This is a genomic window from Parviterribacter multiflagellatus (assembly GCF_056863265.1).
This window is the reverse complement of the sequence record NZ_JBXPIZ010000009.1, coordinates 217,964-238,377: the sequence shown is the minus strand read 5'-3', so window position 1 is coordinate 238,377 and position 20,414 is coordinate 217,964. Positions and strand designations below refer to the sequence as shown.

Annotated in this window: 23 protein-coding genes; 14 read left to right on the top strand and 9 right to left on the bottom strand. The window is 75.1% G+C overall.

Going from position 1 to position 20,414, the window contains the following annotated elements; genetic code table 11:
- The first annotated feature begins 9 nt into the window (after positions 1-9).
- Positions 10-453: an RpiB/LacA/LacB family sugar-phosphate isomerase gene (locus tag AC1UE5_RS20205; protein WP_482926892.1), complete on the top strand. Its 444-nt coding sequence runs from the start codon at positions 10-12 to the stop codon at positions 451-453.
- Positions 450-1,166: a class I SAM-dependent methyltransferase gene (locus AC1UE5_RS20200; RefSeq protein WP_482926890.1), complete on the top strand. Its 717-nt coding sequence runs from the start codon at positions 450-452 to the stop codon at positions 1,164-1,166. The genes AC1UE5_RS20205 and AC1UE5_RS20200 overlap by 4 nt, the downstream gene beginning before the upstream one ends.
- A gap of 22 nt (positions 1,167-1,188) precedes the next feature.
- On the opposite strand, the gene AC1UE5_RS20195 is transcribed toward AC1UE5_RS20200, so the two are convergent.
- Positions 1,189-1,755 carry a dihydrofolate reductase family protein gene (locus AC1UE5_RS20195; RefSeq protein WP_482926888.1) on the bottom strand — a complete coding sequence of 189 codons (567 nt, stop codon included), beginning with the start codon at positions 1,753-1,755 and terminating at the stop codon, positions 1,189-1,191.
- Between the two features lie 108 nt (positions 1,756-1,863).
- Here AC1UE5_RS20195 and AC1UE5_RS20190 point away from each other — a divergent pair, with 108 nt between their 5' ends.
- Complete coding sequence (locus AC1UE5_RS20190; protein WP_482926886.1) at positions 1,864-2,061, top strand: hypothetical protein; 198 nt, start codon at positions 1,864-1,866, stop codon at positions 2,059-2,061.
- A 36-nt stretch (positions 2,062-2,097) separates the two neighbouring features.
- Entirely contained in the window at positions 2,098-2,538 is a 441-nt protein-coding gene (locus AC1UE5_RS20185; protein ID WP_482926884.1) for a DUF6636 domain-containing protein, read from the top strand.
- Positions 2,539-2,544: 6 nt separating this feature from the next.
- Here AC1UE5_RS20185 and AC1UE5_RS20180 read toward each other — a convergent pair whose 3' ends face one another.
- On the bottom strand, positions 2,545-4,593 hold the full coding sequence (locus tag AC1UE5_RS20180; protein ID WP_482926882.1) for an NAD(+) synthase: 2,049 nt from the start codon (positions 4,591-4,593) through the stop codon (positions 2,545-2,547).
- A 67-nt stretch (positions 4,594-4,660) separates the two neighbouring features.
- On the opposite strand from AC1UE5_RS20180, the gene AC1UE5_RS20175 reads away from it, so the two are divergent.
- Together AC1UE5_RS20175 and AC1UE5_RS20170 are read left to right on the top strand one after the other, a co-directional pair.
- The gene (locus tag AC1UE5_RS20175) at positions 4,661-5,557 is read left to right on the top strand and encodes a DUF1963 domain-containing protein (RefSeq protein ID WP_482926880.1); all 897 of its coding nucleotides are present in this window, start codon (positions 4,661-4,663) and stop codon (positions 5,555-5,557) included.
- A gap of 35 nt (positions 5,558-5,592) precedes the next feature.
- Complete coding sequence (locus AC1UE5_RS20170) at positions 5,593-7,050, top strand: protein adenylyltransferase SelO (RefSeq protein WP_482926878.1); 1,458 nt, start codon at positions 5,593-5,595, stop codon at positions 7,048-7,050.
- A gap of 4 nt (positions 7,051-7,054) precedes the next feature.
- Here AC1UE5_RS20170 and AC1UE5_RS20165 read toward each other — a convergent pair whose 3' ends face one another.
- Together AC1UE5_RS20165 and AC1UE5_RS20160 are read right to left on the bottom strand one after the other, a co-directional pair.
- The gene (locus AC1UE5_RS20165) at positions 7,055-7,405 is read right to left on the bottom strand and encodes a hypothetical protein (protein ID WP_482926876.1); all 351 of its coding nucleotides are present in this window, start codon (positions 7,403-7,405) and stop codon (positions 7,055-7,057) included.
- 24 nt (positions 7,406-7,429) lie between these two features.
- On the bottom strand, positions 7,430-8,365 hold the full coding sequence (locus AC1UE5_RS20160; protein WP_482926874.1) for a hypothetical protein: 936 nt from the start codon (positions 8,363-8,365) through the stop codon (positions 7,430-7,432).
- A gap of 451 nt (positions 8,366-8,816) precedes the next feature.
- Between AC1UE5_RS20160 and AC1UE5_RS20155 the strand changes: the two genes are divergently transcribed.
- The 4 genes from AC1UE5_RS20155 (at position 8,817) to AC1UE5_RS20140 (ending at position 12,598) form a co-directional block, all read left to right on the top strand.
- Positions 8,817-8,942, top strand: coding sequence for a hypothetical protein (locus AC1UE5_RS20155; RefSeq protein ID WP_482926872.1), 126 nt, complete (start codon positions 8,817-8,819; stop codon positions 8,940-8,942).
- A complete protein-coding gene (locus AC1UE5_RS20150; RefSeq protein ID WP_482926870.1) occupies positions 8,939-9,316 on the top strand; it encodes a hypothetical protein in 378 nt (125 codons plus the stop codon). The genes AC1UE5_RS20155 and AC1UE5_RS20150 overlap by 4 nt, the downstream gene beginning before the upstream one ends.
- A gap of 97 nt (positions 9,317-9,413) precedes the next feature.
- Positions 9,414-11,708, top strand: coding sequence for a choice-of-anchor Q domain-containing protein (locus AC1UE5_RS20145; protein ID WP_482926869.1), 2,295 nt, complete (start codon positions 9,414-9,416; stop codon positions 11,706-11,708).
- 41 nt (positions 11,709-11,749) lie between these two features.
- On the top strand, positions 11,750-12,598 hold the full coding sequence (locus AC1UE5_RS20140) for an ornithine cyclodeaminase family protein (protein WP_482926867.1): 849 nt from the start codon (positions 11,750-11,752) through the stop codon (positions 12,596-12,598).
- Here the strand turns inward: AC1UE5_RS20140 and AC1UE5_RS20135 are convergent.
- The 5 genes from AC1UE5_RS20135 to AC1UE5_RS20115 all read right to left on the bottom strand — a co-directional run bounded on the left by AC1UE5_RS20135 (position 12,592) and on the right by AC1UE5_RS20115 (position 17,392).
- Positions 12,592-13,050 (bottom strand): hypothetical protein, encoded by a 459-nt coding sequence (locus AC1UE5_RS20135; RefSeq protein ID WP_482926865.1) that lies wholly within the window; start codon positions 13,048-13,050, stop codon positions 12,592-12,594. The two genes, AC1UE5_RS20140 and AC1UE5_RS20135, sit on opposite strands and share 7 nt — an antisense overlap.
- 4 nt (positions 13,051-13,054) lie before the next feature.
- Complete coding sequence (locus AC1UE5_RS20130; protein ID WP_482926863.1) at positions 13,055-13,189, bottom strand: hypothetical protein; 135 nt, start codon at positions 13,187-13,189, stop codon at positions 13,055-13,057.
- Between the two features lie 49 nt (positions 13,190-13,238).
- Positions 13,239-14,948 (bottom strand): hypothetical protein, encoded by a 1,710-nt coding sequence (locus tag AC1UE5_RS20125; RefSeq protein ID WP_482926861.1) that lies wholly within the window; start codon positions 14,946-14,948, stop codon positions 13,239-13,241.
- A 102-nt stretch (positions 14,949-15,050) separates the two neighbouring features.
- Positions 15,051-16,013, bottom strand: coding sequence for an MBL fold metallo-hydrolase (locus AC1UE5_RS20120; protein WP_482926859.1), 963 nt, complete (start codon positions 16,011-16,013; stop codon positions 15,051-15,053).
- Complete coding sequence (locus tag AC1UE5_RS20115) at positions 16,010-17,392, bottom strand: phosphomannomutase/phosphoglucomutase (protein WP_482926857.1); 1,383 nt, start codon at positions 17,390-17,392, stop codon at positions 16,010-16,012. The genes AC1UE5_RS20120 and AC1UE5_RS20115 overlap by 4 nt, the downstream gene beginning before the upstream one ends.
- Before the next feature lie 39 nt (positions 17,393-17,431).
- Here AC1UE5_RS20115 and AC1UE5_RS20110 point away from each other — a divergent pair, with 39 nt between their 5' ends.
- The 4 genes from AC1UE5_RS20110 to AC1UE5_RS20095 are packed head-to-tail and all read left to right on the top strand — an operon-like array spanning position 17,432 to position 20,392.
- Entirely contained in the window at positions 17,432-18,151 is a 720-nt protein-coding gene (locus AC1UE5_RS20110) for a sugar phosphate nucleotidyltransferase (RefSeq protein ID WP_482926855.1), read from the top strand.
- Between the two features lie 4 nt (positions 18,152-18,155).
- Positions 18,156-18,959 (top strand): NAD-dependent epimerase/dehydratase family protein, encoded by an 804-nt coding sequence (locus tag AC1UE5_RS20105; protein ID WP_482926853.1) that lies wholly within the window; start codon positions 18,156-18,158, stop codon positions 18,957-18,959.
- A gap of 11 nt (positions 18,960-18,970) precedes the next feature.
- Positions 18,971-19,720 (top strand): YebC/PmpR family DNA-binding transcriptional regulator, encoded by a 750-nt coding sequence (locus tag AC1UE5_RS20100; RefSeq protein ID WP_482926851.1) that lies wholly within the window; start codon positions 18,971-18,973, stop codon positions 19,718-19,720.
- A gap of 9 nt (positions 19,721-19,729) precedes the next feature.
- On the top strand, positions 19,730-20,392 hold the full coding sequence (locus AC1UE5_RS20095) for a ComEA family DNA-binding protein (protein ID WP_482926849.1): 663 nt from the start codon (positions 19,730-19,732) through the stop codon (positions 20,390-20,392).
- Positions 20,393-20,414: the final 22 nt, after the last annotated feature.

Below are 20,414 nucleotides of genomic sequence, written 5' to 3'. Positions count from 1 at the left end.
CAGATCCGCATGCGGATCGCCGTCTCCAGCGACGAGCGCACGGGCGTCGCCGACGCGGTCGTCGAGCAGCTCCGCGCGCGTGGCCACGAGGTCACGCCGCACGGCGCGCTCGCGGACGGCGAGCGACCCGACTGGGCGTGGGCGAGCGAGGCCGCCGCACGCGCGGTGGCCGACGGCGACGCCGACCAGGCGGTCGTCTGCTGCTGGACCGGCACCGGCGCGTCGATCGCCGCCAACAAGGTGCCGGGCGTCCGCGCGGCGCTGTGCGGCGACGCGGCGACGGCCGCCGGCGCGCGGCAGTGGAACGACGCGAACGTGCTCGCGCTGTCGCTGCGGACGACCTCCGCGGCGCTGCTGGAGGAGATCCTCGACGCCTGGCTGAGCGGCACCCCGTCCCCCGACGAGGACGACCGCGCGAACATCGGCCACCTGGCCGACATCGAGCGGCGTTGACCGACTGGTACCAGTCGATCGAGCTGCCGGACGGCGAGGTCACGCCCGGCTGGTTCGACACCCGCGCGGCCGCCGCGCGCGTGCCGCTGCCCGAGCGGCTCGACGGCTTGCGCTGCCTCGACGTCGGGACGCGCGACGGGTTCTGGGCCTTCGAGATGGAGCGTCGCGGCGCGGCCGAGGTCGTCGCGATCGACGGCGACGAGGGGCAGGGGAGCGCCGAGGGCTTCCGCTCAGCGGCGGCGGCGCTCGGCTCCTGCGTGGAGCGGCGCGAGGAGTCGGTCTACGCGCTCGACCCCGCGAGGACCGGCCACTTCGACGTCGTGTTCGTCGGCTCGTTGCTGCACCTGCGCCACCCGGTGCTCGCGCTGGAGCGCGTCCGCGGCGTGTGCGCCGGCAGCGTCGTCGTCGCCGAGGCGGTCGAGCTCCGCGCATCGCTGCGGTGGCCGCGCCGGCCGGTCGTGCGCCAGGAGGGCGCCGACGAACCGGCACGGTGGCAGCCCAACCGTGCCGGGCTGCTGGGGATGGTCACGTCCGCCGGCCTGGTCGTCGAGCGGGCGACCGGCATCTACGTCGTCCCGACCGGGACCGGCCACCCGCGGCCGCGGCGACGGTCGATCCCGCGCCTGGCCCTCAGCGCCCGCGGGCGCGAGCAGCTCGTGGTCATGGCGTGGGGCGTCCCGCACGTCGCGGTGCGCGCGCGGCGGCCCGGGTGAGCCGCCGCCCCCGGCGCGGGCCCTAGCGCACCGCCGCGTACCGCAGCATCTCCCGCCCGCCACCGAACGTGCGGGTGTCGCGCAGCTCGAGCTGGACGGGCGCGTCGAGCGGCGGGAAGAACGGCGTGCCGCCTCCGAGGACGACCGGGTTGACGAACAGCTCGATCTCGTCGAGCAGCCCGGCCGCCAGGCACGCGCCTGCCAGGCCCGCGCCCCCGACCCCGATGTCGCCGTCTCCGACCTCGGCCTGCAGCGCGGCGACCTCCTCGGCGAGGTCCCGCGTGGCCAGCCGCATGTTCGTGCCGGTGACGTCGTCGAGCGTCCGGGAGAACACGACCTTCGGCAGCGCGTTCCAGATCCCGGCGAACTCGAGCGTCACCTCGTTCGCGTCCGGGTCCTCGTGCGCGGTCTCCCAGTAGAGCATCGTCTCGTGCAGGCGGCGCCCCATGATCTGCGCCCCCTGGCGGCGCACCCGTTCGTTGTGGAAGCGGTGCAGCTCCTCGTCGGGCGCGCCCCAGTCGAGCGAGCCGTGGCGGTCGTTGATGAACCCGTCGAGGGAGACGCTCATCGATGCGATCAGCTTGGCCATGTGGGGTGAGACTCTCGCGCATGCTGGGACTCATCGCATCGGCGTGTCATCCGCGCGGCGGCCGGGGAAGCCGACCGGTGCACAACGACCGCGGAGGTGGGGACCGAGATGGCGACGGCGACGCAGGTGGGGCAGGCGGGGCTGCAGGGCTGGCGGGAGAAGGTGGCGGACGGCGTGGCCGAGCCGGTCGCCAAGCGCTCGCCGCTCAGCGAGGAGCAGGTCCGCGCGCTGATCGGCGGCACGTTCTTCGTCCTGTCGGTGATCTACATCGTGCAGGCGGTCAAGGCCGCCGCGCAACGGACCTAGCGCGCCTGGCGTGGCGGAGGTAGGCTCCGCCGCGCCATGGCCCGGAACCTCGCCGCCGCGGCGCTCGCCGCGCTCGCCGCCTTGCTCGTCAGCGCCGTGCCCGGCGCCACCGCCGCGCCCGCCGCCGCCCAGGCCGGCCCCGCCAACTGGCAGACGCCGTCGGGCAACATCGCCTGCCTCGGCGGCCGCGACACGCTGCGGTGCGACATCGTCAAGCTCGGCACCCGCGCGCCCAAGCGCCCGCGCAGCTGCCAGGGCGCCTACGGGCACGCGTTCGAGATCCACGCGAACGGCAGCAGGGGCCGGCGCGTCTGCGCCAGCGACACGGTCGGCGGGGAGTCGCTGCCGGTCGTCCGCTACGGCCGCACGTGGCGGCGCAGCGGGTTCACCTGCACGGTCCGCGAGTCCGGCGTGCGCTGCACGAACCAGCGCGGCCACGGGTTCGCGCTGCGCATCGGCCGCCAGCGCGTCTTCTGAGCCGCCCTAGCCCTGCCAGGTCTCGGGCGGCCAGCGCTCGAGGTCGCGCAGCCACACGTCCGCGTGCGAGTCCGACGGCGCGCGCCAGTCGCCGCGGGGAGAGAGCGAGCCGCCGTGCGAGACCTTCGGGCCGTTCGGCAGCGCCGAGCGCTTGAACTGCGCGAAGCCGAAGAAGCGCTTGAGGAAGACCACGAGCCACTTGTGGATCTCCTCCAACCCGTACTCGCCACGCTTCTCCTCGGGGAAGCCGGGCGGCCACGCGCCGGCCGCGACGTCGCGCCACGCGTGCCAGGCCAGGAACGCGATCTTCGACGGCCGCAGCCCGTAGCGCAGCACGTGGAAGAGGGTGAAGTCCTGCAGCGCGTACGGGCCGACCTTGGACTCGGTCGACTGCAGCTCCTCGCCTGGGACGAGCTCGGGCGAGATCTCCGTGTCGAGGATCGCGCGCAGCGTCTCGCTCACCTCCCGCTCGAACTCGCCGGTGTCCGCGACCCAGCGGATGAGGTGCTGGATGAGCGTCTTCGGGACGCCGGCGTTGACGTTGTAGTGCGACATCTGGTCGCCGACGCCGTACGTCGCCCAGCCGAGCGCCAGCTCCGACAGGTCGCCGGTGCCGAGCACGATGCCGCCGCGCTGGTTGGCGATGCGGAACAGGTAGTCGGTCCGCAGGCCGGCCTGGACGTTCTCGAACGTGACGTCGTAGACCTTCTCGCCCCGGGAGTACGGGTGCTCCATGTTGCGGAGCATCAGCTCGGCCGTCTCGGTGATGTCGATCTCCGCCGCGGTGATGCCGAGCGCGCTCATCAGCCGGTGCGCGTTCGTCTTCGTGCCGGCGCTGGTCGCGAAGCCTGGGAGCGTGAAGCCGAGGATGTCGCTGCGCGGCCGGCCCGCGCGGTCCATCGCCCGCGCGGCGACGATCAGCGCGTGGGTGGAGTCGAGCCCGCCGCTGACGCCGATGACGACCTTCGGGGAGCCGATCGCGTTGAGCCGCGTCTGCAGGCCCGAGACCTGGATGTTGTACGCCTCGTAGCAGTCCTGCTCGAGCCGGGCGGCGTCAGACGGGACGAACGGGTAGCGCTCCAGCGGCCGCTTGAGGCCGAGGTCGGTCTCGCGCGGCGGGTCGAGCGTGAAGGGGATCGTACGGTAGCCGGCGGTCCGCTCCGCGTGCGTGCGGCGGTTGTCGTCGAACGTCCCCATCCGCAGCCGCTCCTGGCGCAGGAGGTCGAGGTCGACGTCCGCGACGCTGCGGCGGTCCCCGAGCGGGAACCGGTCCGTGCAGGCCAGCAGGTTCCCGTTCTCGTAGATCATCGTCTGGCCGTCCCACGACAGGTCGGTCGTGGACTCGCCCTGGCCGGCGGCGGAGTAGACGTAGGCGGCCAGGCAGCGCGACGACGCGGACTGGCACATGAGCTTGCGGTCCTCCGCGCGGCCGACCGTGATCGGGCTGCCGGAGAGGTTGAGGAGCACGGTCGCGCCCGCCAGCGCGGCCTCGGCGCTGGGCGGGATCGGGATCCACATGTCCTCGCAGATCTCCGCGTGGACGACGAGCCCCGGGACGTCGGCGGCCTCGAACAGGAGGTTCGTGCCGAGCGGGTGCTGCGCGCCGTTGAGGGTGATCGTCCCGTCCCGCTCGTCGTCGCCGGGCGCGAGCTGCCGCCGCTCGTAGAACTCGCGGTAGTTCGGCGGGTACGACTTGGGCACCACGCCGAGGATCTGCCCGCGGTGGATGACGACGGCGCAGTTGTAGATGCGGTTGCGGTGCCGCAGCGGCGCGCCGACGACGAGCAGGGGGAGGAGGTCGGCGGAGCCGGCGCGGATGGTCTCGACGGCGGCCTCGACCTCGTCGAGCACCGGGTCCTGGAGGAGCAGGTCCTCGATCGAGTACCCGGTCAGCCCGAGCTCAGGGAAGACGGCGACGGCGACGCCCTCGTCCGCGCACTCCCGCGCCTGCCGCAGGGTCGCCTCGGCGTTCTTCGGCGGGTCGGCGATCGCGGCGTGCCCCGTGCACGCGGCCACGCGGGCGAACCCGTGCTGGTAGATCGAGCGGAAGTTCATGCGGGGACGACTTCTACCACCGTCGCTTCCCGCTCAATCCGCGGGCGCGGCTATCGTCGCCGCCTCCATGACCGCTCGCGCCGTCGCCCTGCTCATCGCGCTCACCGCGCTCCTCGCCGCTGCAGGACCCGCGAGCGCGGCCGTCCCCGGCGTCGCCGCGGACGCCCGCGCGGCCGGGCTCGGGCGGATCGCCGGCGTCCTGGAGGAGAGCGCGCTGCCCGCGCTGCGCCTCGATCGGCAGGTCCTGCGCACGGAGCCCGCGGCGCTGGGCACGACGCGCCTGGGCGGGGCGCCGGACCTGCCGTCCGGGCGGCGCTGGCCGCGCTGCGACGGCAAGCTCATGACCTTCGTCGCGCAGGTGCGGCTGGCGGATCTCCCACCGAGCGAGCTGCCGGCCACCGGCCTGCTGTCGATCTTCGCCCACGTCGAGACCGAGCCGGGCGTCACCGACTACGGGCTCTACGCCGGGCCGTGCGCGCGCGTCCTGCACACCGCCGACGGCGTCCCGCTCGCTCGCCGCGCGGTCTCCCGCAAGCGGGTCCGCCTGCGGCCGGCGACGTTCGTCACCCGCACCGAGACCAGCCTCCTGACGGCGCCGTACGGGGACCTCGTGACCGCCCGCGGCACGGTGCGGCTGACGAGCGCCGAGGACGAGCGGCTCAGGAAGCTCGTCGAGCGGTACGAGCCGGTGACCCTCGACCGCGCGGCGGGGCAGTGGGGCCCGCACCACAAGCTCCTCGGCCATGCGAGCTGGTCGCAGGCCGAGCCGCGTGCGACGTGCGCCGAGCGCCGGATCGGTGCGGGGACGCGGCTCCTCGACTGGCGGCACCTGCTCCAGCTGGACTACGACATGGCGCTGGGCTTCGAGGTCGCGGATGCCGGCCGGCTGAACGTGATGGTGCCCGCGGGCGACCTCGCCCGCGGGGCGTCGATGCGCGCCTGCGCGGCCTTCGAGAGCTCCTGAGCGTCCGCGCCCGGGCGGGTGGGCACACTGGGAGGATGAGCGTCTCCACCCGCCCGCTCCTCGCCTTCGCGCCCGACCAGACCTACGTCCGCGACCTCGCCGGGCTGTACACGCCGTGGCAGGCCGTGGAGCGCGCCGCGCCGCAGCTGCTCGTGCTCAACGAGGACCTCGCGCGGGAGCTCGGCGCGGACCCCGAGGCGCTCGCGACGCCCGAGGGGGTCGCGCTGCTGACCGGCGTGGGCGTGGAGGGGACGGTCGCGCAGGCGTACGCGGGGCACCAGTTCGGCGGGTTCTCGCCGCGGCTGGGGGACGGGCGCGCGCTGCTGCTCGGGGAGGTGCTCGACGTCGAGGGCCGGCGGCGCGACGTGCACCTCAAGGGCTCCGGGCGCACGACGTACTCGCGCGGTGGCGACGGGAACGCGGTCGTCGGGCCGATGCTGCGCGAGCACGTGATCGGCGAGGCGATGCACGCGCTCGGCATCCCGACCACGCGCGCGCTCGCGGTCGTGGCGACGGGGGAGGCGGTCGTGCGCGAGGCCGGTCCGCTGCCCGGCGCGATCCTCGCCCGCGTGGCCGCGTCGCACCTGCGCGTCGGGACGTTCGAGTACGCGGCGACCGCGCTCGGGCCCGAGCACGTGAAGCGGCTCGCGGACTACGCGATCGCGCGCCACCATCCGGAGGCCGCCGACGCCGACGAGCCGTACCTGGCGCTGCTCGAGCGGGTGGTCGACCAGCAGGCGCGGCTGGTCGCCCAGTGGATGCTGGTCGGGTTCATCCATGGCGTGATGAACACCGACAACATGGCGATCTCGGGCGAGACGATCGACTACGGCCCGTGCGCGTTCATGGACGCGTTCCACCCCGAGACGGTGTTCAGCTCGATCGACCAGTTCGGCCGCTACGCGTACGGCAACCAGCCGAAGATCGCGCAGTGGAACCTCTCCCGGTTCGCGGAGTCGCTGCTCGGCCTGCTCGGGCCGACGCGCGAGGCGGGCATCGAGGCGGCCAACGCGGTCCTGCGCTCGTTCCCCCAGCGCTTCCACGCGGCGTGGAGCGGCGGGATGGCGCTGAAGCTCGGGCTCGGCGACCGCTACGAGGACGAGCTCGTCGACGACCTCTTCACGCTGCTGGCCGCCCATCGGGTCGACTACACGTCGTTCTTCCGCAACCTCTCCGCCGTCGCGCGGGGCGACGACACGTCGGCGGTGCGCGTCCTCTTCGCGCAGGAGCCCGAGGCGTTCGACGCGTGGGCCGCGCGGTGGCTCGCGTTCGGCCCCGACGCGGACGCGATGGACGCCGTCAACCCGGTGTACGTCCCGCGCAACCACAAGGTCGAGGAGGCGCTCGCGGCCGCGACCGACGGCGACCTCGGCCCGTACCGGCGACTGGTGGACGTGGTGACGCGCCCGTACGAGGAGCGCGACGGCCTGGAGGCGTACGCCGAGCCCGCGCCCGCCTCGCTCGGCGCGTACCGGACGTTCTGCGGCACGTAGCGCGTCAGGCCACCGTCAGGTCCTCGATCGTCAGCCGCAGCGGCCCGAGCACGATCGTCAGGACCGCGCCCCGCAGCGTCGCCCGCGTGAACCGCCGCTCGGCGATCGTGATCGTCGCGCCCGTGTCGAGCGAGCAGATGAACGTGTCGTCGCCGTCCGCGCGGCGGCGCGTGATCTCCGCCTGGCCCGCGATCGCGCCCTGCAGCCGGCCCACCGCCTGCAGCGCCCGGCTCCGCCCGTCGGCGGTTCCCGCGGCGACGAGCACGTCGTGCCCGAGCATCCCCACCAGCGCGCTCAGCACGCCCTCGTAGTCCAGCGCCCGCTCGTCGCCGCCGATCCCCGGCGAGACCCCCATGCGGACATGATGGCCCCGGACGCGTCAGCTGCCCAGGGTCGCCGCCACGACGTTCGCCGCACCGCCCTGCCACGCGAGCGCGGTGCGCCCGCCGCCGGTCGCGAGCACCGGCGGTCCTGCCTGGTCGCCCGTGTCGGGGCCGGGGAGCACGCGCGGCCGCGGCCCCGCGATCAGCGCCGTCCTCCAGCCGCTGCGGGTGGCGGCCACCACGAGCACGCCGTCCGGCCGCCCGGCCAGCAGGATCGCGCCGGCGCCGCGCGCGACGACCGTCCGCCGATCGCCCGTGAGCACGAGCGCGTCACCCGCCGCTGTCTCGGCCTCGGCGCCGGGGTCAGGGTGCGTGTCCTCGACCCACGCGACCACGCGCCGCCCGCGCGCGTCGTACGCCACGGACGGATCGAAGGCCCACGGCCGGCGCGGGCCGCCTTCGAGCGTATCCGGGCGCCGCGCGACCCGCGGGCGGCGCACCGGCCCGAACCGCTTCGTCCCGGGCCGCCATTCGGACACCGCGACGGCGCCGTAGGCCGTCGCCTCGCCGTGTTCGGCGTCGACGATCGCGACGGCGCTGATCCGCCCGTCGGGCGCGACCGCGACGTTCGTCCCGGACTGGCGGCGCGGGAACGGCGTGCGCAGCCGGTCCCACCGCCCGTCGGGCCGGCGGACCACGACGTCCCGGCCGAGCGGGAACGCGAGCGTGCCGTCGGCGCCGCGGGCCACGCCGCCCGGTGCCCCGCCGACGTACGCGACGCCCGCCTGCCCGAAGCCGCCGAGGCCCACGTCACGCGGCGCGCCCGGCGTCCCGTCGGGCGCGACCTCACGCACCATCGTCTCCGCGTCCGGCCCACGGCTCGTCATCGCGAGGACGCCCTGGTGGGTGGGGAAGAGGCCGGTGACCATCTCGCCTGAAGCGGTGAACGGCCGGGGCGGGCCGAACGTCCCGTCGACGTGACCTGCCAGCACGACCGTGCCCGGGTCGTCGCCGTCGGGGCGGACGGCCAGCAGCCCGGCCGTCGGAGAGGACCACGAGGTCCGGCGCGTCCAGGCCGGTTCCGACGAGGCGCGGCGGGCCGAACGGCCGGCCCGCGGGCGCCGCCGCGGCGTGCACCTCGGTGAGCGCCTCGGGCCCGCGCGTCTGGACGACCGTCCACACCGCGAGCGCGTTCCCACGGCCGTCGACGCCAACGACGGGCGCGAACTCGGTGAACGGCGCGGAGGCGCCGGGAGCGGGCGTGACCGCCGGGGTGAGGGTCTGGGCGGTCGACCACGTAGGCGGGATCGCGGTCGGCGGGGCGGCAGGCGCGCCGGTGACGACCAGCGCTGCGAGCAGCGAGGCTCCGAGGAGGCTCATGGTCCGGCAACGGCGCCCCGCGCCGAACGTTGCGCGGCCCGGCCCGGCGTAGGGTGATCTGCCGTGCCCGTCTCCCACCGCGCCCACGTCGAAGCGCTGCTCGCCCAGGCCGCCGCGGCGCACGCCAGCGTGCTCGCGCAGCTGCCTCCGGCGCTCGCGGCGTCGGTGCCGGTCGACGCGCAGGGGTGACAGAGGCGATCGACCACCTCGCGGTCGCCGCCGGGCTGAGCGCGGAGGAGCGCCACGCGCTGATCCGGCCGCACGCGGTCAACCCCGCGGTGATGCACGCGCGGGTCTTCGGCCGCGAGCCGCTCTCGCGCGAGACCGTCATCGGCGCGTTCGTGGAGGGCGCGCGCGTGCGGGCCGAGGCGCTCGGCGCGCTCGCGGACGCGGTCGGTGGGGAGGCGCTGGGCGCCGAGGTCCGCGCGCTGCTGGTCGACCATCCGCTGCCCGCACGCGCGCTTGGCCCCGACGTCGTCGACGAGCTGCGCGACGCGTACGCCGCGCAGGAGCGGGCGGCGATCGTGATCGCCGATCGCCTCGACGGCCTCGCGTCGGCGTAGCGCCGGACGGATCCCGTGCGCGACACGGTGACGCGCCGTCGGCACATCCGTCCGGAGGGGTTCCGGGACGCCGGTGGCCCGTGTAGCCTCGCGCGCCGTGCTCCGGAGAACCGTCCTCGCCGCGACGCTCGCGGCGCTCACGCTCGTCTGCGCGCCCTCGCTCGCGGGTGCCGCCACGTACACCGTCGACAACCTCGCCGACACGCCCGCCGGCAACCCCTGCGCGGGCGTGACCGGGTGCACGCTGCGCGGGGCGGTGGAGGCCGCGAACGCGAGCCCTGGCGCGGACGTCCTGGAGCTCGCCGGCGGCACCCACGCGCTCATGCACGGGACGCTCGCCGTCACCGAGCAGCTGACGATCCGCGCCGCGTCTGCCAGCGGGCCGCGACCGGTGATCGACGCGATGAGCGCGTTCCGCGTGCTGAACGTCAGCGCGGTGCTGGTCGTGGAGGGCGTCGACGTCGTGCGGGGCATGCACACGGCTCCCACCGCGCAGGGCGGCGCGATCCTCACGTCGAGCGCGCTGACGCTGAGCGACGTGACCGTCGCCGACAGCGGGACGGCGGGCACGGCGTCCGGGGCCGAGGGCGGCGCCGTCGCCGCGCTCGGCGGCACGCTCACCGTCACCGGCTCGCGGTTCCTGCGCAACTCCGTCGCGGCCGCCGCCGGTGACGCGATGGGCGGCGCGCTGTACGTCGGCGCCGGCGCCACGGCGACCGTCACCGACTCGCAGTTCGTGGACAACGGAGCGGCGGCCAACCCGGCCGCGAACGCTGCGGCGGCCGGCGGCGCGGTGCGGAGCGCGGGCGCCTCGCTGGCCGTGGTCCGCTCCCAGTTCGTGGAGAACCGCGCGGAGTCGGGCATCTTCAGCGAGGCGGTCGGGGGCGCGGTGAGCGCGACGGGCGCGACGCTGTCGGTGAGCGAGACCGTCGTGCGCGACAACGAGGCGGTCGGGACGCTGAACGGCCGCGGCGGCGGGATCGCCTGGATCCCGGCCGGTGCGGGGACGTTCGCGATGGGCGACTCGCACGTCGCCGGGAACGACGCCGAGGGCGGAGCCGCGACCGGCGGCGGCGTGTACGCGCAGGGCACGACGTCGGTCGCGGGGTCGACGTTCGCCGCCAACCGGGCGCTGACGACCGCCACGCCCGGCAACGCGCAGGGCGGCGGGCTCTACGTCGGCGCCGGCGCGCTCGACCTGCGCGCGAGCACCGTGCACGGCAACGTCGCGCGCGGCACGCTGCCTTCGACGGTCGGGAGCGGCGGCGGGCTGTGGGTGAGCAGCGCGGCGACGGTGACCGCCAGCACGATCACGGCCAACACGAGCGAGGGCGTCCAGGCCGCGCTGGGCGGCGGCCTGGGCGGGATGGCGGCCGCCACCGTGACGCTCGGGCGCTCGATCCTCGCCGGCAACGCCCAGGGCGACCCGGCCGCCGACTGCGCGACCGTGCAGCTGACCTCGGCCGGGGGCAACGTCGTCAACCAGAGCGCGTCCGCGCCCACGTGCCCGCTGACGCCGGCGGCGGGCGACGTCGTGGCGGCCGATCCGCAGCTCGGGCCGCTGGGCGACCACGGCGGCCCGGCGCCCACCGTGATGCCGCTGGCCGGCAGCCCCGCCGTCGACCGCACGAGCGCGTCCTGCGGCGGCTCCGACCAGCGCGGCGTCGCACGGCCACAGGGCGCCGCGTGCGACGCGGGCGCCGTGGAGGCACGGCCGGCGGCCTTCAGCGCCGCGCCCGGCGCGCTGGCGTTCGACCCGCTGCTCCAGGGGACGACGAGCGCCGCCAAGACGCTGACGCTCACGAACGACGGGGAGCTGGCGGCCGTGCCCGCGGTGACGGTCACCGGCGGCGGCGCGGCGAGCTTCGTCCTCGACGCGGCGGCGTGCGCGAGCTCGGTCGCCCCGGGCGGGTCGTGCGCGCTGGGCGTGCGGTTCGCGCCCGCGGCGGCCGGCGCGCTCGCCGCGACGCTCGCGGGCCTGACGGCGCCGGTCGACCTGTCCGGCAGCGGGCTCGCTCCGGTGGAGCCGGACCCGGACCCGGAGCCCCAGCCGCGGCCGGAGACGCCTGCGCCGGCGCCTGCGCCTGCGCCCGCGCCGGTGGTCACGCGCGCCACGCCGCCGGCCCCGCCCGCGGCCTGCCGCTCGCGCCGCAACTTCACCCTCCGGCTGGAGCTCTCGCGCCGCATCCGCACCGCCCGCGTCACGGTCGACGGGCGCGCGGCGCGCCTGACGCGGATCGGCGGACGGCTCATCGCGGCGATCGACCTCCGCGGCCGGCCGCGCGCGACCGTGCAGGTGCGCATCGTGGCCCGCACGAAGGGCGGGAAGGTCGTGCGCGAGACGCGGTCGTACCGCACGTGCCTGCCGCCGAGCGCCTCGGGCGGGCGCTGACGCGGCGCGCAGCTATCAGTGATCATGGGGTTCGTGCTGCGGTGACGTCCCTGCCCTACCTGAGCGCCGCGGACGTCGCCGCTCGCCTCACCCCGCTCGCGGCGGTCGACGCGCTGGAGGCCGCGCTGCGCGGCGGTCTCGACGTGGACGCCGACCCGCCGCGGGCCAACGTGGCGATCCCGGGCGGCGGGCTGCTCGTGATGCCGTCCGCGGCGGCGGGCAGCGCGACGGTCAAGCTCGTGACGGTCGGTGGGGAGCCGCGCATCCAGGGCGTGTGCGTGGTCTTCGACCGCGAGACGCTCGCGCCCGCCGCGCTGATCGACGCGATCGCGCTGACGAACCTGCGGACCGCCGCGGTGAGCGCGCTCGCGGTCCGCCACCTCGCCGTCCCCGAGCCCGTCCGCGCGGTGATCTTCGGCCGCGGCCCGCAGGCGCACGCGCACGCCGACGCCCTCCGCGCGGTCCGCCCGTCGCTCGCCGACGTGACGCTCCTCGGCCGCGACGCCGACCCCGAGCGCGCCGCCGCGCTCGTGCGCGCCGCCGACGTCGTGTGCTGCTGCACCACGGCTCGTGCTCCGCTGTTCGACGGCAGTCTCGTCGCAGACCACGCCACGGTCATCGCCATCGGCTCCCACGAGCCGGACGCCCGGGAGGTGGACACCGGGCTCGCGCGGCGTGCGACGGTCGTGGTCGAGTCGCGGGAGGCCGCGCTGCGCGAGGCGGGCGACGTGATCCTCGCGGGCCTCGGCCCCGATGACCTGACGCCCCTCGCGGACGTCGTGCGTGGCGCGACGCAGGTCGACCCGCGGCGCCCGCGCCTGTTTAAATCGGTCGGGATGGCGTGGCAGGACGCGGTCGTCGCGGCCGCGCTCACCGCCCGCGGTCAGTGACCGCCGCCGCCCCCGTAGATCCCGATGCCGCTCTCGTAGAACGAGCTCTCGCCCCGGCCCTGCGGCAGGAGCGCGTCGGCGAACGCCTGGCCGTCGCCCGGCGCCACCTTGAGCCGCTCGCGCACGTCGACCACCGCCGGCGGCGGCTCCTTCAGCCGCGCGATCTCCGCGAGCCGGGTCCGCGCGCGCAGGTGGTCCTTGTCGCCCGCCAGCGGCAGCGCCTTCGCCGCCGCGAGCAGCACGATCAGCTCCGCGTCGGCGCCCTCGGGCGGCGCCGGCCGGCGGATGAGCGCGCGCACCCGCTCCCGCCGCGCGTGCGCCTCGGGGTCCTCCCGCCGCCTGTCCGCGATCACCCGCGCCTCGTCCTCCGGCGCCAGCAGCGGCTCGACGGGCGGAGGGGGCGGCGGCACGTCCGCCATGAAGCCCTGCAGATCCCCGGCGTTGATGCGCATGCCGTCAGAACCCGTCCCGGAACTCGTCGCGCCGCTTGGTCTCCCAGAAGTCCTCGTAGTTGTTGTCGCGCGGGTTGCGCAGCGCGAGCAGCAGGAAGATCAGCAGCAGGACGACCGTGAAGATGAGGGCCCAGAGCACGCGAGGAACCCTACGCGTGCCGTCAAGCCCGCACGATCGCCCCGGCCGCTCAGCCCCGCCGTGCGGCCTTCCGCAGCGTGAACCCGACCGTGCTCGCGCTTCCACCGGACGGCGCGACCTGCGCGACCGTGGCGAGCTTGCCCTTGCGCCTGACGTACGTGCGCAGCGCCGGCTTGAGCGACACGGTGACCGTGCGCGAGCCACCCGCGGCGATCGTGTACCGCGCGGAGCCGAGCGTGGCGACCGCGCGCCGGCCGCCGACCGCGATCTTCTTCGCGGAGCGGAGCGTCAGCGTGCCGGTGCACTGCCCACCGCCGGCCGGGCAGACGAGCTTCACCCGCGCCCGCCCGCGCGCGTCGAGGCGCAGGCCGCCCTTGGGCAGCGCCAGGCGCGGTCGTGCGACGCCCCGCGGCGTGGATCCACCGGGGTCGACGCGCGGCACCGTCGTCGGCGGGGTCCCGCCACCACCGCCGCCGCCGGCGCCCGCGCCCGGATCGGTCGGCGGCGGCCCGGGCTGCGGCGCCGGCGGGACGTGCTCGAACGCCCCGATGTCGCTCCGCGCGACCCCGTCCGCGTTCCCGTCGAGCACCCGCGCGGTGCCGAGCAGGTCGACCGTGGCCGCCAGCGGATCCGCGACGAGACGGGGCTCGCCCGCGTCGATGAGCCGAGAGCCGCGGCCCGGCACCGGATCGCCACTCTCCGGCAACCCGAGGTCGAACGGGGTGATGATCCCGTCGCCGCGGACCACCACCGCGTTCTCCGGGTCGGTGCCGTTCTTGGTGATGGCGTCCACGTCGAGCGCCGAGTACGCGACGTCGAGGTTCGCCGCACCGCCGTTGGCGACCATGCGCACCGGGGCCTGCCCGCCGCGCACGACGACGTCGCGCGCCCGCACCGTGCCGACGCCCGCCGGGCCGCCCAGGCCACCGATCGCGATCCCGGCGATCCCCACCGGGGGAAGCTGGAGCGTCGCGTGCCGGAGGCTCACGTCGGCGGCCCCGCCGTTGGCGTTGACCGCGATGCCGACCCCTGGCGTTCCGGCCGGCGGCGTCACGAGGAGCCCGTCCACGTCGGTGGTCGTGTCGGGTCCGGCGCCGAGGCCCGTGACGCCGGTTGCGAGCCGCGCGTTGCGCACGCGCGTGACGCCCGTCCCGGCATCGCCTACCGCGATGCCGAAGTCCGCGGCGATGCTCAGCCGCTCGAGCACCGCGTCGCCGTCGTCCTGGACCTCGACGCCGTACGTCGCGGTCGCCGGGTCGAGCGGGCCCGGCGTCACGGGCATGGCGATACCGACGTCCCGGACGGTCGCCCCGCCGGAGAGCGTCACCAGCGGCCCGCCGGTGGATCCGTCGGCCACGACGTCGACGCTGGCGAGGGTCGCGCCCGACAACGCGACACCACCGGTCGAGCCCGTGTACTCGATGCGCAGGTCCGACAGGAGCACGTCGCCGCCGGCGTAGATGGGCGCGTGGGTGTCGGTGATCCGGACGACCGTCTGGCCGCGGCCCGCGCCGACGACCTCGAGCCGGCCGGCGTCGCCGTCGGCCAGCACCGAGCCGTCGAGGTCGAAGGCCCCGGCGCGCAGCTCGATCCGGTCGGCTGCCGGGTCGCTGTTGGCGGCGTCGAGTGCGTCGGCGAGGCCGGTGAACTGGCAGCCGCTCGGCGCGACGCAGACGGTCGCGGCTTGCGCGGCGGCGGGGGGAAGGGCTACGGCTGCGCCGGCGAGCGCGGCGGCGAGGAGGAGGGAGCGGCGCGGCATGGAGCGGCGGACCGTACTCATGCGCACGGACGGCCTCAACCGGGGCCGCATCGGCCCGCTTGAGGGCTGGCCGGATGTGCGACCTGTGGACGACCGCCCGGCTCAGACCGCGCGGTAGCGCAGCACTGACCCGTCGTCCTCCTCCGCCACCTGCCCGCGATCGGCGAGCAGGTCGAGGTGGCCGAGGACCTCCGAGAGCGTCAGGTACGCCTGCGTCAGCGCGACGTTGCCCCACAGCGCGTGGGCGATGTCGTGGGCCGAGAGCGGCGCGCCCTCCTGCAGCAGCGTCAGGATCTTCGCCGCGCGCCGCTCGTGGCCGCGGAAGCGCTGGTCGATCAGCTCGACGTGGTTCGTCACCGGGTCGCCGTGGCCGGCGTAGACGACGTCGACGTCGTCCATCGCGCGGGTGGCCTGCAGTGACTCGAGGTACGTCATCAGCGCGCGCGGGCGCTCGCTCCCGCCGTCCAGCGGCCTGGTGATCAGCGGGTTGGACGAGATGTGGCCGATGAGGTGGTCGCCGCCGATGAGCTCGCGGCGCTCGGCGTCGTGGAGGACCGTGTCGGAGGGCGAGTGGCCGGGGCGGTGGAGGACGCGCAGCGTCCGGTCACGGAGCCGCAGCTCCGACCCGGGCGCCAGCGGGCGCGTCACCGCGACCGACGAGCCCCACCCGCGGAACGCGCTCGACACCGCGCGCAGCGCGTACGTCACGTCCGACGGCACGCCGTGGCGCACCATCAGCTCCTCCGCGAACCGGTCGTCGGCCTCCATCCGCTTCGCGTACTCGCCCAGCCACGGCGCGAGCGCGTCGAGCGCCGCGACCTCCGCGCCGCTGCGGCGCGCGAGCACCGCAGCGAGCCCGATGTGGTCGATGTGCTGGTGCGTGAGGACGATCAGGCCGAGCTCCTCGACCCGGTGCCCGAGCGCCGCCAGCGCCTGCTCGAGCTCGTCGAACGCCTTGCCGCTGTTCGGCCCGGTGTCGACCAGGGTGAGCGGGTCGTCCTCGATGAGGTACGTGTTGACCCGCCCCACCTGGAAGGGCGTCGGCAGCGACAGCGTGTGGATCACGAGCGGATGAGGGCGAGCACCTCGTCGCGCTTGGCCTCCATGTCCTCGCGCGAGACGAGCGACTCGAGGTTCAGCCGCAGGAGGGGCTCGGTGTTCGACGCGCGCACGTTGAAGTGCCAGTCGTCGTAGTCGACGCTGATGCCGTCGAGCTTGGTGATCTTCCCGTCGCCGTACTTCGCCTCGATCGCGGCGAGCTTCGCGTCGGAGTCGTCGACCGTCGAGTTGATCTCACCGCTGATGAAGTACTTGGCGCGGTAGTCGCCGACCAGCTCGCTGAGCTTGCGCCCCTCGACCGACAGCTTCTCCAGCACGAGCAGCGCCGGGATCGTGCCCGCGTCCGCGTTGTAGAAGCCGTGGAAGTAGTAGTGGCCGCTGACCTCGCCGCCGAAGATCGCGCCCTCGTCGCGCATGCGCGTCTTGAAGAACGCGTGTCCGACGCGGTTGACGAACGCCTTGCCGCCCGCGCGCTCCACGGTGTCGTTCACCGCGCGCGAGGCGCGGACGTCGTAGAGGATCGACGCGCCGGGCTTCTCCTCCTTGGCGAGGAGGTGCTCGGCGAGGATCGCGGTGAGGAAGTCGCCGTCGACGAACTCGCCGGTGTCGTCGATGAAGAAGCACCGGTCCGCGTCGCCGTCCCACGCGATGCCGAGGTCCGCGCCGGTCTCGCGGACCTTGGCGATGATGAACTCGCGGTTCTCGGGGAGGAGCGGGTTGGGCTCGTGGTCGGGGAAGTTGCCGTCGGGCGTCCAGTACGTCTCGACGAGGTCGAGGCCGAGCTGCGTGAGCAGCGGCCCGACCATCGGCCCCGCCATGCCGTTGCCGCCGTCGACGACGACCTTGAGCGGCTTGACGTTCGCCGGGTCGATGAACTTCATCGCCGCGGCGTGGAACTCGTCGTAGAGGTCGACCTCCTCCACGGTGCCCCGCACGCCCTTGTCGGCCTCGGGCAGCCCGGCCTCGAGGAGCCTGCGGATGTCCTGGATGCCGCTGTCGCCGCTGAGCGCGATCGCGCCCTTGCGGACGAGCTTGGCCCCGGTGTACTGCTTCGGGTTGTGCGACGCCGTGCACATCAGCCCGCCGTCGAGCCCGCGCGAACCCACCAGGAAGTAGAGCATCTCGGTGCCGACCTGCCCGGCGTCCAGCACGTGGGCGCCCTCGGCGACCATCCCCTCGCGGTACATCGCGGCGAGCTCCGGCGCGGTGAGGCGCATGTCGCGACCGAGGCCGACGTTGAGGCTGGTCGCGGGCTTGTGGCTGAGGTCGGCCAGCACGCGGACGAACGCGCGCCCGATGTCGAAGGCGACCTCGTCGTCGATCTGGTCGCCGTAGACGCCGCGGACGTCGTAGGCCTTGAAGATCGAGGGATCGAGCGTCTGCACGGGCGGTGACTCTAGTCGGGACGCCATACTCCCCGGCCGATGACGCCACCGGTGGTGATCCTGTGCGGGGGCCGCGGCACCCGCCTGCAGGCCGACGTTCCCGACCTCCCCAAGCCCCTCGTCGAGGTCGGCGGCAAGCCGATCCTCTGGCACGTGATCCAGATCTACGCCTCGCAGGGGCTGCGGCGGTTCGTGCTGGCGACCGGGTTCAAGGCGGACCTGATCGAGCGGTTCGCATCCAACACCGCGTGGCCGGACGGCGTCACGGTCGAGTGCGTGGAGACCGGGCTCGACACCCCGACCGGCGGCCGCATCCACCGCGTGGGGGAACGGGTCGCCGGCGACGGCACGTTCCTCGCGACCTACGCCGACGGGGTCGCGGACATCGATCTCACGCGGCTGCGGGCGTTCCACGAGCGGCACGGCCGGCTCGCCTCGATGACCGTCGTGCGGCCGCACCTGCAGTTCGGCGTCGCGAACATCAACGGCAGCGACGAGATCGTCGGGTTCGAGGAGAAGCCGCGCTCGGACCACTGGATCAACGGCGGGTTCTTCGCGTTCGAGCCGGGCGCGCTCGACTACCTGACCGACAGCTCCACGCTGGAGCGCGAGCCGCTGGAGGGCCTGGCCGAGGACCGCCAGCTGCGCGCGTTCCGCCACACCGGCTTCTGGGACTGCATGGACACCTACAAGGACGCGGTGCTGCTCAACGACCTGTGGGAGCAGGGCCGCGCGCCGTGGAAGGTCTGGGAGGGCTGATCCCGTGACGCCGCGCGTGGCGGTCAGCGGGGCGAGCGGGCTGCTGGGCCGCGCGCTGGTCGAGCGGCTCGTCGCGCGCGGGGACGAGGTGCTCCCGCTCCCGCGCGGCGCGCAGGTCCCGCCGGGCTGCGACGTCGTGTTCCACCTCGCCGCGCAGGTGACCGTGCCCGCCGCGCGCGAGGACCCGATCGGCACGTACGAGTCGAACGTCGCGCTCGCGTGGCGCACGCTCGTGGGCGCACCGCGCGCGGTGTTCGCGTCGTCCGACCAGGTGTACGGCCCGCGCGCGCCGGTGCCCACGCCCGAGGACGCGCCGCTCGACCCCGACGGGCCGTACGCCGCCTCGAAGGCCGCGGCGGACCTGCTCGCCCGCCAGCTTCCGGGGGTCGTCGTCGCGCGCCTGGCGAACCTCTACGGGCCGGGCGACGGGCACGAGTCGCGGCTCGTGCCGGGGACGATCGCGGCGGTGCGCGCAGGGCGCGCGCCGGTCATCCGCGGCGACGGGAGCGCGGCGCGGGACATGCTCTTCGTCGGCGACGCGGCGGACGCGCTGCTGGCGCTGGCCGAGCACGGGGTCGCGGGGGAGGCGTACAACGTCGGCACGGGGCGCGCCTCGAGCGTCCTCGAGGTGGTTCGAGCCGTCTTGAGGTCGGCCGGCAGCGACCTCGAGCCGGAGATCCTCGGCGGGGCGCCGGCGGGGGAGGGCGGGCGGCGCGCGCTCGACGTGTCGAAGATCCGCTCCGCGGTCGGGTGGGAGCCCACGACGACGCTGGCAGAGGGCCTGCGAATCACCTGGAACGGCCACTAGACTGGATCGTCATGGCCGGTCACTCCAAATGGGCAGGGATCAAGCACAAGAAGGCGATCGTCGACGCGCGCCGGGGCAAGCTCTGGACGAAGCTCGCCCGCGCGATCACGGTCGCGGCGAAGGAGGGCGGCGGCGACGTCAAGGGCAACCCCGCGCTCGCGCTCGCGGTGCAGAAGGCCAAGGACGCCTCGATGCCCAAGGACAACATCCAGCGGGCGATCGACAAGGGGACCGGCGCGGGCGCCGACGCCGAGTCGTACGAGGCGGTGCTGTACGAGGGCTACGGGCCCGGCGGCGTCGCGCTGCTGATCGAGGCGCTGACCGACAACCGCAACCGCACCGGCTCCGAGGTGCGCCACCTGCTGACCAAGCACGGCGGGTCGCTCGGCGAGCCCGGCTCGGTCGCCTACCTCTTCGACAAGAAGGGCGTCGCGGTGGTCAACGGCGAGAAGTACACCGAGGACGACCTCATGCCCGCCATCGAGGCCGGCGCCGAGGACATCGGCCAGGACGAGGACTTCTTCGAGATCGTCACCGAGCCGTCGGACCTCACCGACGTCCGCACCGCGCTCGACGACGCGGGCATCGAGATCGAGTCGTTCGAGGTGCGCTGGCAGCCCAAGACGACCGTCCCGCTCGACGAGGACGGCGCCACGAAGCTGCTCAAGCTCATCGACGCGCTCGAGGACAACGACGACGTGGACACGGTCAACGCGAACTTCGACGCGCCGGCCGAGGTCCTCGAGAAGGTCGCCGGCTAGGCGAGGGCCATGCGGCTGGAGGTGACGGTCCGCGGCGACCGCGGACCAGTCGTCCCGAAGCCGGTCCCCGACGTCTGGCGGATCCCGGCGGTGCTGCCGTTCGGGATCGGGACGTGGGTCACCTTCGCCTACATCGGCGTCCGCGCGCGCCGGCGCGACTGGCTCGCCGCGAGCGCCGGCTACCTCGGCGCGTTCGTCGCCGGCAGCGCGATCGCGAGCGTCGGCGGGCCGAGCCTCACGCGTGCCGCGCTCGGGTTCGCGGTGTGGACGGCCACGTGGCTCGGCGGGCTCGCGCACCTGCAGCGCCTCCGTCCCGAGGTGCGCGCGCTGCTCGGGACCGCGCGCGACGCGGACCTCGCGCACGAGCAGATCGAGCGGCGGCGCCGCGCGATGGAGCTCGCGCAGCGCGAGCCGGAGACCGCGCGCGAGCTGGGCATCGGCTCCGCGCTCGACGAGCACGGCTACGGCCTCCTCGACGTCAACGCGGCCGCGGCGGACGAGCTGGCCGGCCTGCCGGGGGTCGACCGGAAGGCCGCGCGGCGGATCGTCCGCGTGCGCGACGGCCTTGGCGGCTTCAGCTCGCTCGCGGAGCTGGGCCACGAGGCCGACCTGCCTGCCGCGACGGTCGATGCGCTCGTCGATCGCGTGGTCTTCCTCCCGCCGCAACCTTGACGCGCCGCGGCGCGTTCTCGGG